This window comes from Streptomyces sp. NPDC007917, from assembly GCF_042959105.1.
Classification (GTDB): Bacteria; Actinomycetota; Actinomycetes; order Streptomycetales; family Streptomycetaceae; genus Streptomyces.
Window position 1 is genome coordinate 1 of sequence record NZ_JBIBKK010000019.1, and the last position, 14,582, is coordinate 14,582.

The 14,582-nt window shown below is 64.3% G+C and carries 16 protein-coding genes and 1 pseudogene; 4 read left to right on the top strand and 13 right to left on the bottom strand.

The window, feature by feature from the left end; genetic code table 11:
* From ACFZDL_RS30940 to ACFZDL_RS30985, 10 genes and pseudogenes are all read right to left on the bottom strand, one after another.
* Positions 1 to 228, bottom strand: a pseudogene (locus ACFZDL_RS30940) (hypothetical protein); the annotation flags it as partial.
* 434 nt (positions 229 to 662) lie between these two features.
* Positions 663 to 953, bottom strand: coding sequence for a hypothetical protein (locus ACFZDL_RS30945; RefSeq protein ID WP_089504746.1), 291 nt, complete (start codon positions 951 to 953; stop codon positions 663 to 665).
* On the bottom strand, positions 950 to 1,351 hold the full coding sequence (locus tag ACFZDL_RS30950) for a DUF6247 family protein (protein ID WP_353594017.1): 402 nt from the start codon (positions 1,349 to 1,351) through the stop codon (positions 950 to 952). Before ACFZDL_RS30950 ends, ACFZDL_RS30945 begins: the two co-directional genes overlap by 4 nt.
* A 225-nt stretch (positions 1,352 to 1,576) precedes the next feature.
* Positions 1,577 to 1,906, bottom strand: coding sequence for a hypothetical protein (locus ACFZDL_RS30955; RefSeq protein WP_353594016.1), 330 nt, complete (start codon positions 1,904 to 1,906; stop codon positions 1,577 to 1,579).
* Between the two features lie 250 nt (positions 1,907 to 2,156).
* Positions 2,157 to 2,510 (bottom strand): DUF6247 family protein, encoded by a 354-nt coding sequence (locus ACFZDL_RS30960; RefSeq protein WP_346174583.1) that lies wholly within the window; start codon positions 2,508 to 2,510, stop codon positions 2,157 to 2,159.
* Between the two features lie 516 nt (positions 2,511 to 3,026).
* On the bottom strand, positions 3,027 to 4,448 hold the full coding sequence (locus tag ACFZDL_RS30965; RefSeq protein WP_353594027.1) for a DUF234 domain-containing protein: 1,422 nt from the start codon (positions 4,446 to 4,448) through the stop codon (positions 3,027 to 3,029).
* Between the two features lie 126 nt (positions 4,449 to 4,574).
* Positions 4,575 to 5,198 (bottom strand): hypothetical protein, encoded by a 624-nt coding sequence (locus ACFZDL_RS30970; RefSeq protein ID WP_353594015.1) that lies wholly within the window; start codon positions 5,196 to 5,198, stop codon positions 4,575 to 4,577.
* Between the two features lie 643 nt (positions 5,199 to 5,841).
* A complete protein-coding gene (locus ACFZDL_RS30975; protein ID WP_353594014.1) occupies positions 5,842 to 8,331 on the bottom strand; it encodes a tetratricopeptide repeat protein in 2,490 nt (829 codons plus the stop codon).
* On the bottom strand, positions 8,328 to 8,747 hold the full coding sequence (locus ACFZDL_RS30980; protein ID WP_353594013.1) for a hypothetical protein: 420 nt from the start codon (positions 8,745 to 8,747) through the stop codon (positions 8,328 to 8,330). Before ACFZDL_RS30980 ends, ACFZDL_RS30975 begins: the two co-directional genes overlap by 4 nt.
* Positions 8,748 to 9,018: 271 nt before the next feature.
* Entirely contained in the window at positions 9,019 to 9,312 is a 294-nt protein-coding gene (locus ACFZDL_RS30985) for a hypothetical protein (protein WP_353594012.1), read from the bottom strand.
* Positions 9,313 to 9,774: 462 nt separating this feature from the next.
* On the opposite strand from ACFZDL_RS30985, the gene ACFZDL_RS30990 reads away from it, so the two are divergent.
* Positions 9,775 to 10,290, top strand: a complete 516-nt coding sequence (locus ACFZDL_RS30990) for a DUF4365 domain-containing protein (RefSeq protein WP_245738062.1) — start codon at positions 9,775 to 9,777, stop codon at positions 10,288 to 10,290.
* A 139-nt stretch (positions 10,291 to 10,429) separates the two neighbouring features.
* Complete coding sequence (locus ACFZDL_RS30995) at positions 10,430 to 11,512, top strand: hypothetical protein (RefSeq protein ID WP_353594011.1); 1,083 nt, start codon at positions 10,430 to 10,432, stop codon at positions 11,510 to 11,512.
* Positions 11,513 to 11,949: 437 nt separating this feature from the next.
* Here ACFZDL_RS30995 and ACFZDL_RS31000 read toward each other — a convergent pair whose 3' ends face one another.
* Genes ACFZDL_RS31000 through ACFZDL_RS31010 form a run of 3 tightly spaced genes read right to left on the bottom strand, consistent with a single transcriptional unit; the run spans position 11,950 to position 13,134 of the window.
* Positions 11,950 to 12,243, bottom strand: a complete 294-nt coding sequence (locus ACFZDL_RS31000) for a hypothetical protein (protein WP_353594010.1) — start codon at positions 12,241 to 12,243, stop codon at positions 11,950 to 11,952.
* Positions 12,240 to 12,680 (bottom strand): ATP-binding protein, encoded by a 441-nt coding sequence (locus ACFZDL_RS31005; RefSeq protein WP_353594026.1) that lies wholly within the window; start codon positions 12,678 to 12,680, stop codon positions 12,240 to 12,242. The genes ACFZDL_RS31000 and ACFZDL_RS31005 overlap by 4 nt, the downstream gene beginning before the upstream one ends.
* 46 nt (positions 12,681 to 12,726) lie before the next feature.
* The gene (locus tag ACFZDL_RS31010) at positions 12,727 to 13,134 is read right to left on the bottom strand and encodes an NUDIX hydrolase (RefSeq protein ID WP_353594025.1); all 408 of its coding nucleotides are present in this window, start codon (positions 13,132 to 13,134) and stop codon (positions 12,727 to 12,729) included.
* 112 nt (positions 13,135 to 13,246) lie between these two features.
* Between ACFZDL_RS31010 and ACFZDL_RS31015 the strand changes: the two genes are divergently transcribed.
* Entirely contained in the window at positions 13,247 to 14,032 is a 786-nt protein-coding gene (locus tag ACFZDL_RS31015) for a GntR family transcriptional regulator (RefSeq protein ID WP_065962457.1), read from the top strand.
* A gap of 194 nt (positions 14,033 to 14,226) precedes the next feature.
* Positions 14,227 to 14,577, top strand: a complete 351-nt coding sequence (locus tag ACFZDL_RS31020) for a hypothetical protein (protein WP_353594009.1) — start codon at positions 14,227 to 14,229, stop codon at positions 14,575 to 14,577.
* The last annotated feature ends 5 nt before the right edge of the window (positions 14,578 to 14,582 follow it).

Consider the following 14,582-nt stretch of genomic DNA (forward strand, 5'->3'; position numbering starts at 1 on the left):
GGTCGGTGCTGTCCGGTCGGCCTGGTCGGCCTGGTCATGGCCATGCTCGGTCTCGTCTGCCGGAGCAAGCACCTCACCCACCCGCGAGCGAGCGATGGCCCATTCCTTCCAGTCCCGCTCGGCCACGGCCAGTTCAGCCTGGATGCGGTCGGCCTCCTCCCGCAGTTCGTCCACGCGACGGCGAGCGACGAGCTCGCGCTGTTCCAGCAGCCCCACGACCGACGGCATCCATGGCCTCCACAGCAGCGGCGACACGACAGACCACCACTCCCACAGGATCATCGTCCCTATGCCCGACCAGCGAAAACGCCGTCCTCAAGCCCGGAAAGGCAACAGCTTCTAAAGGGCAATTTGCCATCGGTGAGGAGGGAATGGTCTGGACGATGAGCAAGGCCCGGGTCGCTGACCTGGGCCTTCGTCGTGGAGCGGGTGACGGGAATCGAACCCGCGCTCTGAGCTTGGGAATCACCGGGCCTTCGGCGCTGATCATGCCGCTGACCAGCGTAAACGAGTGCTGACGGCGGGCTGGTGCGCCCGCCGCAGCACCCGTCATTCACCGCTGTTCACCGCTCTATCTGGTGCGCATCTGGTGCGGAAACGGACGCACTGTCGACCAGTCCGCGCCGAGGTCCAGTCCCTCGCAGCGAGATCTGTTCACCTCGCTAAAGATCGGAGAATGGGGGGATCACTCGCGTGATCGCGATGAGGCGCAGTCGGGGGAGGGGCAGCGCGTAGAACCAGCCGTCGACGAGCAGGGGGATGCGCCGCACTCCGCCCGGCACGCCCCGTCGCGGTCCTTGACCGAGATCCGTGACGTCAACGCCGACCTCGGCCAGCGCCACCATTTCTCCCGCGAGGCGTTCGACCTCGGCGACCACTTGCGGGGGCAGACCGGACACGACGTGCTCGGCGTCCGGGTCGTACTCCCAACGCCATGGGTCCCGGTCGCTCACGCTGCTCCCTGCTCCTGGTCGATGCCGGCTTCAGCGCATGCTTCGTCAAGGATGCGGCCGATCTCCGCCGCAAGTTCGCGAGCCTCGTGGATATCGTCGGTCTCGGCCGCACGGGCTTCCAGCGCCCGCAGGCGGGCGGCTCGGTCCGGGTGGCGCTCGACGGCGACGTAGACGGCCCACTGCCCGACGAAGCGACGCATGGGCGCCGCGCTCACCTGCTCCCGGGACTGCCGGAGTGCCGCGGCGCGCTCGGCATCAAATGTCGGCAGTGCGTCCGGGGCGATCAGCGCAAGAGCAGTGCGCAGTTCCTCAGGCGTGCTCGCCGGCTGGGCGATGCGGTGGGCTTCCGGATCACTGTCAGCGATGTCGTGCATCGGATGTTCGGGCTGCGTGGTCATCGCGGTCTCCAGGAAGGATCGGCAAGTCCGCTGTGCGTCCTACGGTACGTGTCCGTCCTGCTCGTGCGCATGGAGATGCCCTCGTCCGCTTAAGTTCACTCGGCGGGCTGCTGAGCGCCGTCGACGTTGCCAGTGGCTGTCCTCCGCCGACGTGCGGATCTTGCCAGTGACTGGTTTCAGCGCGCCCGAATCGTGGAGGATCAGCCGCCGGGTGCAGTTCGCCCACTAGGCCGCGGCTGCCGTCGCGCCGTGTTCACGGAGCTCAGGGAATCGGGTTCCCCAAGCGGTCTTGACTGCAACGGGGAGGAACAGGCCACACCACACCCGCCGCAGCGATGTCGCGTTCAGATACGCGTTGAGGTCGTCACGAGTCTGAGCCTCGCGGATGACACGCTCGTACATCAGCCGGAAGTCTGCCTCGTCGGCCAGGTCGTAGATGTAGTGCGGTCCCCAGTCGATGTGGCGCGGCAGCGTGACGCCACCAGTTGTCGGCCCGTCCAACTCGGCGAGTGACTCCGGCAGTACGTACGGCTTCGCCGCTGTATACCTGCTCATGATTTCAGCATGGCTGATGTGGTCTCTCGGCGGCGCTGATCACACAGCCGAGGGCACCAGGGAGTTGAACGCCGACACGAGGCGACCGGTCGGCATGCCCGGCGCCTGATCTGGCACGCAACGGGCACGGGACGCCTAGAGAGGTCTAGACAACAAACAAGGCCCAGGTCGTTGACCTGGGCCTTCGTCGTGGAGCGGGTGACGGGAATCGAACCCGCGCTCTGAGCTTGGTCCCAGGTCCAGTTATCGCTCACGCGGAGATCTCGTGGTGCGCCAGCTCTGTGATCTGTCGCATCTCGGCGAGTGCGGAACGCAGGGCCTCGCGGTCCGTTGCTTCTTCCGCTACGGCTTCCAATTCGCGCAGGCGTGCAGCGCGGGCCGGGTAGCGCTGGATGGCGACGAATTCGCCCCACCACTGCAGGAAGGTGCGCAGTGGAGCGATCGTGCTCTGAGCAGCGGCTTGTTCAACTGCGCGGTCGAGGTGTTCGACGAAGGAAGGCAGCTGGGCGGGGGCGATCTGGGCGACCGCTGCGCGGAGCGCTGCCGGAGTGAGCGCCGGCATGGGGATCAAGGGCCCGTCGGGGGCAGAAGGCTGTTCGGTCATCGAAACGTCTCCTGGGCGGCGGTCTGCGTGATCATCCTGAGCCTGGCCGTTGTTGCGGTCGCTGGGCTGAGCCTACGCCCGCGCCTCGTCCCCCACACAACACCCGACGCGTCTCGATCGCTTTAGCTCAAGTGTGATCGCGTTGGGCCGGATCTCGGCGCGTCGTCGCGGGCTGACGGAGACGTCAGCGGCCCCGGGAAACGAAGAAGCCCCGGGTCGCTGACCTGGGGTTTTTTACTGGAGCGGGTGACGGGAATCGAACCCGCGCTCCGAGCTTGGGAATCACCGGCTCGGACGACCTGCCGTCGGCTATGACCTGCGGGAAGAGCCGTTCAGCCCGTCATGGGCGAGACGGCGGACCGACCGCTGTTGACCATGGCTCCCCGTTTGTTCTGGCACGCATCTGGCACGGTGCCTTTCATCCGAAGTGCAAGCCGTGCGCGGTTCCTGAATCGGCCTAGACAACACGGTGGCCCAGGTCAGGGAAGCGAGCCCCTGGCCTGGGCCACCGTGTTGTCATGTCCAGGCTCTGACGAGTTGGTCCGGGGTCAGGTGTGGGATGCCTTCGGCGGTGCAGCCGCTGCGGGCCACAGCGAGCAGGGGGGTGGTGTCGTCGGCGCCCGGCAGCTGGGAGCGGTGGGTGATGAGGCGGGCGAGGTCGCGAGAGTCGAAGGGCTTGCTCTCCAGCCACTTGACCGAACCGACGAGCGTGATCTTCTTGGCGATGGGGGAGCGGTCGGCTCCGACGATGTCGATTTCGGGGTCGTTGGTGCGGGTCCAGTAGCCCCCGATGGCGTCGGTGCCTTCGGGTAGACGGTCGTCGGCCAAGCGCCAGAGGGCGTCGCGGATCACGGGCTCGATGGCGCGGCCCCGCCAGGATGTCCAGCTGGTACGGATCGTCGCGAGGACGCGATCGCCGCGGCCGCGTTCGATCGTCGGGATGGCCGGGCCGATGAAGGAGAGCCAGAATCGCAGGTACGGGTCGTCGATCCGGTAGCGGGTCTCGCGGCTGGGCCGGGTGGACAGCGGTGCGTCGGCGGCGACCATGCGGCGTGCGGTGAGCAGTTCGAGGGAGCGCTTGACGGAGCCGGGGTTGAGGTCTCCGGCGGCGCGTCCGATCAGGGTGAAGGTGCGTTCCCCGTGACCGATGGCGCCGAGCACGGTACGGGCTTGCGCCTCGGTGGGGAACTCGGCGGCCAGAGTGCGCTCGCCGCTGACGAGCAGGGCCGAGGTCGGGCGGCGCAGGGCCTGTCCCAGGTAGTCCCACAGTCCGGCGCCGTGTGGCCATTCTTCGAGGATCAGCGGCAGTCCGCCGCTGATCAGGTAGGCGTCGAAGGCATCGGCCGGGGGCAGGTCGAGCATGGCGCCGACCTCGGCCGGATTGAGCGGGGGGACGACCATCTCGGTTCCGCGCTGGTAGAAGGGCCGTCCGTAGGTGTTGAGCTGCTCCATCATGGCCAGATCGGAGCCGATGAGGATGAGCAGTACGGGGAGCTTGGACAGGGTCCGGTCGAATGTCTTCTGCAGCGCGCCCTCGAAGCTGGGGTCCTCGCGTACGAGGTAAGGCATCTCGTCGAGGACGACGATGCTCGGTGCGTCAGTGGGCAGCGCGCCGGCGAGCAGGCTCAGGGCGGCGTCCCAGGTCTGGGGGCTGGCGAAGTCCCCGAAGCGCGCGGCCTCGGGGAGGGTGGAGGCGGCTAGCTCGGCGGTGAAGCCCGCGAGGTCTTCCTTCCTGGAGCCGCCGACGGCGGTGAAGAAGACGTGCGGAAGTCCGGTCCGCTCCAGGAATTCCTCCACCAGGCGGGACTTGCCGACGCGCCGACGCCCCCGGATGAGCACGGCGCGGCCTCTTCGCCCACCGCGCCCTCCGGTGCGCACGGGGGCCAACAGTTCGTCCAGGAGGTTGAGTTCGGCTCGGCGCCCCACAAATCCGTCCATGGCGATCTCGCCTCCCGGCTCAGCTGAGATGGACACTTGCCCTGAGGATACTTTCATTCATGAAAGTTGCGCAAATGAAATCAATATTGAGGGCCGCTGGCCTGGACCCCTGCCCATTCGAGCGACTCATCGCCCATGGTCGGAGGCCCCAGCGTTCCTGCTGGGGCGTGGGTCGAGGCCCCGGATGCGGTCGCCGAGAGCGTGAACGTCGACCGGTTCGCCTGCCGCCGTGCGGACGGCTGCCAGTCCCAGGCTGTCTACGTCAAGCTTTTCCAGGGTGGGGCGGGCGACGACGTAGAACTCCCACTGGGCGGTGTCGAGCGGGTCGTAGGCGGCGTGGTCGCGTGCCGTCTGGACGGCGAACACGTAGACGTCGGCGTTGTAGGACTTCGTGCCGGAGTATCCGGCCATGGGTGTCCAGGTGCGGGCTCGCAGTCCGCTGAAGCGGATGTCGGAGTGGCGGCATTGTTCCCATGCTTGCATGTAGGCACTGGTCTTGACTTCGATGCGCAGTCCGTCGTCAGTTTCCACGTCATGGCTTGCCCATTCCACTCGGGGCTGGCGGGACCCAACCGCATGGTGGACGAGGAACTCGGCGAACAAGCCGCGGGTGTTGTTGACCTTGAGGTCGGGCATGGCGAAGCGCCAGAAGTCGGCGACGGCGATACCTGGCACCCCGATGATCGGTTCGTCCCCGCGTAATGGTGTGACAGGTGGTGGGATCACGTGCTCATACGGCGACTGTGTCATGGGGCCAGTTTCCCGGAGTGTCATGGGTCTCCGGGACGATCTCGCAGACAACCGTTCGCGCCCGCGGAGGGACGACGGTCGCCACGTCGTACCGGCTGCTGAGGCCATCCTGGAGACGGCGACCGAAGGCGAGCTGATCCGCCGTAACCCGTGGCCGCATCCGTGGGGCGAGGAAGGAAAGCGCTCCGGGGTGTCCCACAGCGGCGGTGGGCCACGTGGACACGCTGGCTGACGCCATGGGGCCGGGACACGAGGCCGAGGGAGGGAAGCGCTTCATTGTCTTGTTGGGCTTCATGAAGAGGAACCTGGAACACCATCTGACCGCTGCCTTGGACGCTCGGGTGCGGGCGGACCGAGCGAGGGTCGCTGGCAGCGCTTCTGGTGCGGAGCTGGCGCGTGGGGACGGGGAGGGCTAGACAACAAACAAGGCCCTGGGTCGCTGACCTGGGCCTTCGTCGTGGAGCGGGTGACGGGAATCGAACCCGCGCTCTGAGCTTGGGAATCACAGGGCCTCGCGAGCCAGGAACCTACTTTGACCTGCAGAAATGAGCGGCTCCTCCAGGCGTAGCTGAGCTCGTAGAAGACCCTGGTTGACCGTGGTTCACCGCCCGATCGGGCACGTATCGGGCACGCTTGTCGTATGTCACGAGGTATCGATCTGTAGGGCCTTGTGGAATGCCATGGCGGCTGATGCTTCGGCTGCACCGATTCGCTTGTAGATTTCCACTGCACTTTGAAGATCGACGAGAGCCGTCTGTCTCGATCCAGTGCGTGCCGCGCAGCGAGCTGCGCCTTCAAGCGCGTGTGCTTCCTCTAAGGGGTGGGTGAGTTTGCGTGCGAGTTGGAGGGCTTCCCGGTGTAGAGCGATACCCTTCTCAGGCTGGGAGGAGTCAGACAGGATTTTCCCCAACCCGTTTAGAACTTCCGCTTTACCTAATTGGTTTCCCAGGATTTCGTACAGGTCCAATGCTTGTTTCATTAGGGTCACTGCCCTGTCGACATCTCCGACCAAGTATTGCGCCCGGCCGAGATCATGAAGCGTATTTGTTTCACCAAGCTGATTACTGAGGGTTTTGTACAGGCTTCGCGCCTGCTCCGCCAGGTCGATTGCTGTCTCATAATTTTTCGCCTCGCGCTGCGCCAACCCCATTCCCCTTAGAGCATTGGCCTCGCCAAATGAGTTATCGAGATCTTTGTAAATGGCTCGCGCCTTCTCGAGTAGGCTGATCGCCCTATCATGGTCCCCGATTGAACACAGTGCGCGGCCTAGAGCCCGTAGCGTGTTGGCTTCGCCGAACCGATCGCCACCAGTCTGGTATAAGGTTAGTGCCTTCTCCATAAGAGCGATGGCTGGCTCATATTTCCCGACCATGCATTGGGCGCGACCGAGGTCACGCAGGGCATTTGCCTCGGCGATCTGGTCGCCAATGAAGTGATATTGGATCCGTGCTTTTTCTAGTAGCTTGATCGCCAGGTCGTATCTCCCGGTTAGGCGATGCAGGAGTCCGAGATCCCATAGGGCGTTGGCTTCACCGAGGCGACTGCAGAGTACGCTGTATTGACTATGTGACTCTTCTAGTAGTTTGGCTGCCGCATCGTATGCCCCGACCAAGTACTGCACGCGCCCTAAATCCCACATGGCGTTGGCCTTGCTAAGGCGTGCACCGCTCTCGTTTGATGTGTGAATAGCCGTCTCATGGAGAGCGATGGCTTGCGGCCAGGGTCCTTCGCGGCGGAGGAAGGCGGCCATGGCGGCGACGAGACGGATCACCCGAGAGGGCTGCGCGCGTGTGGTGGCGTACTCGACGCAGGCAAACAGGTTTGGGCGTTCTGTGCGCATCCAGAGCAGAGCATCTTCCCGGGTAGTCAGGCGGGGCACTGTGGGGCAGGCTGGGGTTGGGGTAGGCGTGCCTGGGCGGGCGGTGTCAGCGAGGTAGAGGTCAGCAGCCTCGGCAGCGTGTTGGTAGTAAGCCAGCAAACGATCGGTGGCGAGTGCACGGTCCCTAGCCGGGACTTGCACGGCAAGGTCGCGGGCGTAGGTGCGAAGAAGGTCATGGAGGCGGTAGCGGCCAGCGGTGGATTCATCGACGAGATGATCTTTGTAGAGGGCGTTCAGGCGACGGCGGGCCAGATTAACTGAAATATCTGCGAGGGCGGCGGTGGCATAAGCGTCAATTTCAGGACCAGGGTGTAGGCCAAGGCATCGGAAGAGATTCTTCTGATGTGGGTCCAGCGCCTTGTAGGACAGACGGAAGGCGGCAGTCACGGCTCGGTCGCCAGCCTCAAGTTCACCAAGCCGATCCTGGGCAGTGGCGAAGTTGTCTGCAAACGTGTTGATATCCCAAAGAGGGTGATGGGCGAGCTGGGCAGCGAGCAGCGTGATTGCCAAGGGTAGGTAGCCACACAGTCGGACCGTGCTAGCTATCGCCTTGCCTTCCAAAGAAGTGGGATTGCGATTGGCCAGGCGACCGAATAATAACGCCGCTTGGTCGGGTTGCAAACATTCCAACGATAGAGGAACAGCGCCGTCTAGGCCGAGTAGACGTTTGCGGCTGGTGACTAGGACTAGACACTCCTCGTTGGCAGGCAACAGGGGCTCGATCTGGGCGGAGTCGGCCGCATCGTCCAGCACAAGCAAAATGCGCCGGGTGGCCAGGTGGTTGCGCCATAGTGCGGCGCGTGCATCGATTCCGTCGGGGAGATGTCGCGGGGCAATACCGCTGCTTGTCAGGAGTGTGGCTAGGATATTGGCGGGGTCAGCTTGACGCTGGCCAGGGGTATGGGCATTTAACTGTACGAATAGCTGTCCGTCGGGGTAGCGGTTGGAAAGCAGATGGGCGACGTGCGTGGCGAGCGCAGTTTTTCCAACGCCGGGCATTCCGCTGATGGTATGGATTGCTACTGTCTGGCCGGGGTGTGGGCCGACGGCTTGCAGAAGCCGGTGCAGTTCACTGCCTCGGCCGGTGAAGTAGGCGAGCTTCCGCGGCAGTGTGCGCAGCGTGGTTACCGGTGTCGGTACCGAGACAATCGTCTGGTGCAAGTCGCGATTGGCCACATATACCCGAGAGTGGTCGTGGGCATGTACCTCGATATGGTCCGGGGCGCGGCCGCTGTCGTGCCCCGGGGTGTTCACGAGCCCTCGGTGATGTACTGGTCGCGCCCAGCCATGTAGACCCGCGAGTTGTCGTGGGCTTCTGCCCGCATGACGACGGAACGGACCTGAGCTCGCTCTTCCAGAGACGGGCCCGGGTTGATGTGCTCTTCCAGTAGCCGCCGCAGCTCGACCGCCAGCTCAGGGTCGCCATCGAGGAGCTGTTGCAATCGCGCGCGCCAGGCGCGCACCAGCGTCTGTTCGGTGGTTTGGTCTGCCTCGGCCCGAGCGGCCGCTACCTGGCCACGCAATACTTCCAGGTCAGCGTAGATGTTGTCTGCTTGCTCCGGGTTGTGCCGGCGGAACCATGCCACCACGGCAGCACGGGCATGTTGCCACCCGTCCGTGGCCATCGCGCTGACCAGCGCGCCCCCTGCTGCTAAGACGATCGGGTCCATTCCATCCCTCCGGTACACCTTCGTGGAGGTAACTCTAAGAGTGGGGGCTCGTGTACGAAACCCTGGGCCGGAGTGACACGCGAAGGACCGTGACCTGGAGGATTCGCGATTGCTCCCGGAACGGGTGCCAGTTCGGGGCAAGGGCGGGGTAGAGGTTCGCGCTAGGGAGGGGCCCATACGGCGACAACCTTGCGCAGCGGACCTTGACCGTGTGGGATCAGCGGGCAGCCAAGCCCACAGGGCATGGGACCGACGCGAAGTGTGAAGAGGACTACGCAGAAGCAGGGTCCGGGTCGTTGACCCCCCTGAGCTCGTCGTCCTCGCTTCCCATGGAGTCGAGGAGGCGTCGCTTGGCTGCGGAGAGACGGGCCTCGTAGTCGGGCATGAAGATTTCCACCAGCGCCTTGTCGAGAGAGCCCGAGATGGCGTGGATCGGAGACCACACGGCTGGGTCCTTGACGATGGCGCTGAGTTCGTCGGACTTGAACATGACCTTGTACAGCCAGTCCGACAGTACGAATGCTTGATCGCGACTGAGCTTGATGGTGATTGGTTCCTCGTCCACGACGACAACGTAGTCCGTCGATGGGACCCCGACGGGTCGATGTCTGGGCCGTACAGGGGCTGGTCCACACGCTTTCCAAGTCTGTTGGTACCTCATGGGGCCGTGTACAGGGCCGTTCACCTGCGTTCATGGACGGCTGCTGTCCGCGCGGTGACGGCTCCGGGCCTCGCCTGAACGGCCGCGAACGGGGCTGAATGAGACGGGCCTACGGGCCACGCCAGCACCGTGATGCCCTGGACATCCCCATCGAGCTCACTGCGGCGCCTTCGTGTCATCAACTAGCCGCTGTCAGTGCCTCGTTCTACTGTTTGGGCATGACTTTCAGACAGTCCCTGGCCCGGGGCCCTCCGGTGATTTAGCCTAAAACCTCAACCGTCGGGGGAGGGGCACTGCGGCGTGGTGAGGGCAACGGAGCCTGCGGACGGCAGGAAGCCGCGCGCTAGCCACATCGAGGCCGTGGACATGCGCTACGTCACTCAGATGATGGAGCAGCTCCAGCAGGGGTACATCAAGTCCGTGGCAGCGACGGCTGGTCTTGCGGTCGAGATCGTGCCGGTTGACGTCTATGGCTACGACGTTCGTTTAATTCGCCCGCCGAGCGACCCCCTGGATGAGGAGTCTGCGGTCCTGGCGCAGCTCAAGTGCACCACCCGGATTGTCCCTGACCAGTCACGGGAGTACTTCAGCTACCAGTTCACCAAGCGTCAGTACTTCGATCACTTGGTGAAGCCGCGTAAGTACCCAAAGGCGATTTTGGTCGTTATGACTGCGCCGCCTCGTCAGGCAGAGTGGACCGAGGTTACGCACGACGGCCTGTGGACTAGACGATCTTGCTTCTGGGTATCTTTGGAAGGGGTCCATGTTGACCCGTTGGTAAAGAAGCCGACGGTGCATATCCCGACCAAAAATAGGGTGGATGCGCAATCTCTCTCGGAGATCCTGGATAAAGTCGACAGGGGTGAACCGCTGAATGACTGATACGTCGAGCGTCACGCTCCCTGCGCGGGTTGACCCAGGAAAGCTGAGCGCCCTGCTAGAGGAAGCCGGCTGGCAGCGTATTGGCGGCAGGCGGGGGATCTATTCTCGCTATACACCTCCAAAGTTGACGGATGCATGGTTGAACACCAGCCTGATGCTTCCCCTTGATGAGGGCGCACCCGAATTCGTCGACGCCATGAGATCGGCCCTGCTGCAACTGTCCCAGGATCGAGATTTCTGGATCAGGTCGATCTACCCTCGTTTGATTGTGGACGCTTCGGACGAGTTTAAATTCCGAAAGGAATCTTCGGCGCCGAGTGGATTTATCGCCTGGAAGAGTGGAGAGCGTCTTGTTGAATCTGCGCGCCGGACGCTTATTGCAGGGGCTAAGTCTTACATGGGCCCTGGCCGTCATTTCGTGAATAAGCACGGCCGTTTTGCTCATAGATATCTCGATCAAGTGCTCATGGGGCAGTCGGCTCCCGGTAGTTACATCATCACCGCTTACGCGCCGCCGAATGCTGGAGTTCCGCTTTCCGGATCTGCGGACACGCCCGCCTTCGCAGTTCCTGAGCTGGGGCTGGCCAGCGTCAGGGACGTGAGCCAAGCGGTGGTGAGGGCTGTGCAAGCGACTGCGGAGGCGCTGGAACACTACCGCGCCAGTGGGTCACTTTCGGGGTTCGAAGCCGGAGTCACTCAGGGAATCTCCTACGAGATGGCTAGTGCAATCCTCGGAATTGCAGAAAATTCCGATGGCGCAGATATTAGTGTTGATTGGGATCCTGTTACGCCTCCTCCAGGCGGGCTTGATTCCCGCTTTGAGTTCCGGGGGTCTGACGTTGATCCTTTGAGCAAGGCGGCAACGAGGTTGGCTGCCGATGCTTCCTCTGAGGTGTCAACCTTGATAGGTAGAGTTCACCTGCTAGCGAAGAAGCAAGCGGGAAGCCCTGGCGTTTTTGGTCTCGATTCTTTGTCGAGCGGGCGGACCAAGAAGGTTCGCGTTCGCCTGTCAGACGAGGATGAGTATCATGAGGCTGTTAGGGCTCACGAAGAGGATCTAGCGCTAGAGGTTAGTGGGCGGCTCGAAAAAGAAGGAAACTTGAGCTGGCTGTATGACGCGACGGTTGTACGCACTTTGGGGCCGATTTCCGATTTCGTGCGTCCTTCTCGTGCGCCAATTGAAGGGCAGATCTCTCTCTTTGCTGAACGAGACAACGAATGAATCGCGTCACAACGTCTGCGTCTGGTTCTAGCTCCCACACCAGCTGGCCCTAGCTTCCATCCCGTCTGCCGTCGACCCACACACCGTGGAGCGGGCGTGGTCCCTGGCGTCCAGGTGGAGCGCGCCACTGTACGAACGACCTGGACGCCAGGGGCCGCGTCTGCTCGGCTCTGCCTGGGTCGACGGCAGACGGTATGGAAGCTCCCCACGCACGCCACTACGGGGCGGCACCCGCGTATGGCGCTTCATCCATCCCGGAGCCTGAGCGCCCCCGCCGGAGGCACCGTCTTTGACGGTTATCGCCGCCGCTTGTCGCACGCGGCACCCGGGCGGGCCGGGCGCCGGAGCGGGACGCAGGCAGGAGCGGCGGCGCGCGGGCCGGGTGGGTGCCGCGCCGCGCTTGCGCGGCGCCTTGAACCCGTAGAGAAGGTTGTAACTCACTGCTTGCGCTTGGCACGTTGGTGCTCGATGTCCTTCATGACGAACTGGGCGCCGTCGATGATGCGTTGCAGCTTGTCGAGTACGTCCTGGCGGGCTGTCTGCATGAGCTGTTCCGGGGATGGGATGCCATCGGTGGTGCCGGCCGGGGCCCAGAAGGTCTTGTGGCTGCGTTCGCGGACGATCTGCTGACAGGTTCGGATGACCCAGTTCATCGCCACGGTGATTTCGTCGCGGTGGAGTTGGTCCATCTCCCAGCCGTCGTTGCGGCCTGAGGTCGGTGGCGTGGTCATCGGGCCTCCCCTTCTGGGGTGAGTGCTGCTGCGGCCGGTGCGAGGAGTTCGGCGGTGACTGTGCGGCCGTGTTCGTCGCCTGTGATGCCGAGGTGGTTGGCGAGGGCCATGACGATGCTCAGGCCCCGGCCGTGGGTGGCGTCCTGGTCCGGCTCGATTGGGTGAGGCTTCCCCGGCTGGCCTCCGTCGTCGGTCACGGAGATCGCGACGACTTGTGCGGACAGGGCGAGTGCGACGTGGAAGGTGCCCATGGGCTTGCCGCTGGCGGTGTGGGTCACGGCGTTGGTGCTCAGTTCGCTGACGATGAGCGTCGCGATCTCGGCGCATGGGTGGTCACTGAGGATGTCGCGGGTCCAGCGACGGGCGCGGCCGATCTCTTCTGGGAATCCTGGGCAAGTCAGTCCCCAGGCACGAACGCTACTCATATACTCGTGCATACAAGTTCCTCTGTGCTGGTAGGCGGCCATGGGCTATGGGTTCGTGCTAGATGAGTCGAACGCCGTCGTGGGCGCGGACGGCCGGCGGGCTGGTGTTGTCGAGCGCGTCCAGGACGCGGATCGCGTACGCCTCGTCGGCCAGTTCGATGACCTCTTCGCGGGTAGCCCAGCGCAAGGCGCGGGTCTCCGCTCCGGTGGTCGGGGTGCCGTCGATCGCCTCGCAGCGGAAGACCATGGAGACGATCAGACGGGTCATGTTCTTGTAGACGCCGGTGAGGGTCGCGGGAAGCGCGATCTTGATGCCGGTCTCTTCAAGGACTTCCCGTTGCAGAGCGTCGGGGATGGTTTCTCCGGGTTCCAGCACGCCGCCGGGCGGTTCCCACTTACCGTTGTCCCGCCGCTTGATCAGCAACGCGCGGCCAGCGTCGTCGACGATGACCCCGGCGACGCTCACGGAGTGCGGGCGATCAGTGCTCACGTTCCTCTGCCCTCTCGGCTGGCTAGGCTCTCCACCGTAGCAACCAGGGTCAGCCGCTCGTCTAGACACCTAAAGGAGTACAAACATCATGCCTTCTCTGACTTCCGTCCTGGGCGCGCTGGACCCGACCAGCGATCGGGCTGTGTTCCGGCAGATCGCCGACCGGCTTCGCGAAGCGATCGACAAGGGACGCTTCAAGGAGGGTGACAAGCTGCCCTCGGAGACTGAGCTGGTCGAGCACTTCGGCGTCTCACGGATGACCGTCCGCAACGCGCTGGCCCTGCTCCAGCAAGAAGGGCTCGCCGTCTCCGAGCACGGCAAGGGGGTCTTCGTCCGGCCCCGGCCACCGGTGCGGCGTCTGGCCTCGGACCGGTTCGCGCGGCGTCATCGTGATCAGGGGAAGTCGGCGTTCACGGTGGAGGCGGAAGCCGCGGGAAGCCGTCCCGAGGTGGACAGCCTGGAGGTCAAGGAGGAGCGGCCCTCGCAGGACATCGCCGCCCGGCTCGGTTCACCCCGGAAGGTGCTCGCCCGGCGGCGCCGGTATCTGCTCGATGGGCGGCCGGTGGAGTTCGCTACCTCTTACCTGCCGCTCGACCTGGCCCGTGACACCCCGATTGCCCAGCCCAACCCTGGCCCGGGCGGTATCTACGCCCGGCTGGAGGAGATGGGTCACCGCCTGGACCACTTTGACGAGGAGATCCGCGCCCGGATGCCCTCGCCTGCCGAGGTGCGGACCCTGCATCTGGCCTCGGGTGTCCCGGTGATCCATCTGATCCGTACAGCCTTCGACGCTGAGGGGCGGGCGGTGGAAGTCTGCGACACCGTGATGGCCGCTGACGCGTACGTCCTCTCCTACCAGCTGCCTGCCACCTGACGGGCTCGCCGGATGGCGCGCTGCGCGGCCGTCGTGGGCCGCTTCTCTCAACTCGTACACACCAAGACACATACTCGTATAGACGAGTGGGTAAGTTGTGTGGCATGGTGGTCCCCGTTCCCGCCCGTTCGGGTCGGAGGACAGCAACTCATCTAGATGACTAGATGGTTGAAGAGTGAGAGAAGGAGAAGAAGTTGCGTTCCATCCGTGTTGAGACGTCTACCGCGACGATCCTGCTGACCGAGGCGCCGGAGCCGAAGGTGAAGGACCGGCAGACCGGCGAGATCGCCAAGGATGCCCAGAGCGGTGAGGCCCTGATGCGCCTGGGCGTCGTCTACATCGACGGCGGGGAGTCCTCCCTGATTCAGGTGACCGTGCCGGAGAGCGGGGTGACCGACGGGCTGGCTCTCGGCTCGCCGGTCACGCTGATCGGTCTGGTCGCGCGGCCCTGGGAGAGCGTGTTCAACGGGCAGCAGCGGCACGGCATCGCCTTCCGGGCCGACGCCATCGCCCCGGCCGCCATACCTGTGGGTGCGGGGGCCTGAGCCTG

Bases quoted from the DNA above. Each gene is read 5' to 3' on its own strand.
- ACFZDL_RS30970 (WP_353594015.1), bottom strand. From the start codon at position 5,198: ATGACACAGTCGCCGTATGAGCACGTGATCCCACCACCTGTCACACCA.
- ACFZDL_RS30965 (WP_353594027.1), bottom strand. From the start codon at position 4,448: ATGGACGGATTTGTGGGGCGCCGAGCCGAACTCAACCTCCTGGACGAA.
- ACFZDL_RS30980 (WP_353594013.1), bottom strand. From the start codon at position 8,747: ATGGACCCGATCGTCTTAGCAGCAGGGGGCGCGCTGGTCAGCGCGATG.
- ACFZDL_RS30960 (WP_346174583.1), bottom strand. From the start codon at position 2,510: ATGACCGAACAGCCTTCTGCCCCCGACGGGCCCTTGATCCCCATGCCG.
- ACFZDL_RS31000 (WP_353594010.1), bottom strand. From the start codon at position 12,243: ATGACCACGCCACCGACCTCAGGCCGCAACGACGGCTGGGAGATGGAC.
- ACFZDL_RS30955 (WP_353594016.1), bottom strand. From the start codon at position 1,906: ATGAGCAGGTATACAGCGGCGAAGCCGTACGTACTGCCGGAGTCACTC.
- ACFZDL_RS30990 (WP_245738062.1), top strand. From the start codon at position 9,775: ATGCGCTACGTCACTCAGATGATGGAGCAGCTCCAGCAGGGGTACATC.
- ACFZDL_RS31005 (WP_353594026.1), bottom strand. From the start codon at position 12,680: ATGCACGAGTATATGAGTAGCGTTCGTGCCTGGGGACTGACTTGCCCA.
- ACFZDL_RS31015 (WP_065962457.1), top strand. From the start codon at position 13,247: ATGCCTTCTCTGACTTCCGTCCTGGGCGCGCTGGACCCGACCAGCGAT.
- ACFZDL_RS30950 (WP_353594017.1), bottom strand. From the start codon at position 1,351: ATGACCACGCAGCCCGAACATCCGATGCACGACATCGCTGACAGTGAT.